Here is a 1,066-nt window from a genome sequence, read left to right as displayed (position 1 = left end):
GGATGGCTGGAAAGCAGCCGGGAAGATGGAGACACCCGTTAAAGCAGCCAGCAAAGTTATATATTTTCCTGGTCAGTATTATCATCGTTGCCATCAGCGTCGGTCATTTCCTGATCGGCAATGAATCTCTTTAATGGTGGAGCAGTAGGAAGTTGGGCAATTTGCTCTTCAAATTTAACCCGCTTTCTTATTGCCAGCTTTGACAGATCTTGTAGCGAAAGAGTGGTATTAGAGCCTTTGATATAGTTGACAGAGATTGCTGTGCTTGTCCGAACAACGGACACAGCCAGGAAAACAGTTTTATGCTTTAGCCCCGAAAATGCGTCTCCCAGATATTTCCCGCCGATTTTGAAGCCTATAACTCCTGCATTCATATCAATTATACAGCTTATCTTTTCGGGCACATCAAATGATCCATTTGATTTATCTTCGGGGTAATTGCCTATAATTTGACCATTATGAAGCAGTTCCTTGCTTTTTATATCCCAGCCCCATGATGACTCTGTGCCGCCAAGAAGATTTCTGTAACCTATTCCTTGATTAGGGGATCCTTCCAGTGCGACCCCAATCACCGGATGAGTACCTCGCATTCCGGTCGGCCATTCAATATCCAGAATATGAATGCCTTTTGAAAAGCCGGTATCCGACATGGCAGTATCTATTCCTTTACCGGGGTTATTACGTTCTAATTTTGTTGGGTCATCTTCGTAGATGTTAATATTGCTGCTGCTTTTGGCTTTATCCCAAATGGTGCGTGCGGAGAGAGCAGTATAATCCTCACTTTCCAAGGCTTTTAAAGATAGAGATGTATAGGTACACTCAGGCAATCGGACCATTTGGTCGACTTTCCTTCCTGCCCAGTAACTATAAAAGCAGGAAGTTAGAGAAGGTATTGATAAATACGACAGGTAATGTGAAATATGGCTTGTCAGATTCATAATTACATCCTTGTTAATTACTCAATATCTATATTTATTTCGACAACTTTAAATTAAAAAAGTTCTTTTTTCTGACCCGATCTTCACCACTCCATAGGTAACTTTCCGGGTTTGAACGATTAAAAATC

The 1,066-nt window shown here is 41.5% G+C and carries 1 protein-coding gene; it reads right to left on the bottom strand.

Features of this window, described 5'->3' with window-relative positions:
• Window positions 1-56 precede the first annotated feature (56 nt).
• Window positions 57-938, bottom strand: a complete 882-nt coding sequence (locus KDK18_RS05245; RefSeq protein WP_257253710.1) for an SPRY domain-containing protein — start codon at window positions 936-938, stop codon at window positions 57-59.
• Between the last annotated feature and the right edge of the window lie 128 nt (window positions 939-1,066).

The organism is Endozoicomonas sp. SESOKO3 (genome assembly GCF_024606255.1).
Note: the sequence above shows the minus strand (reverse complement) of the source record. Positions and strands in the feature narration are given on the sequence as shown.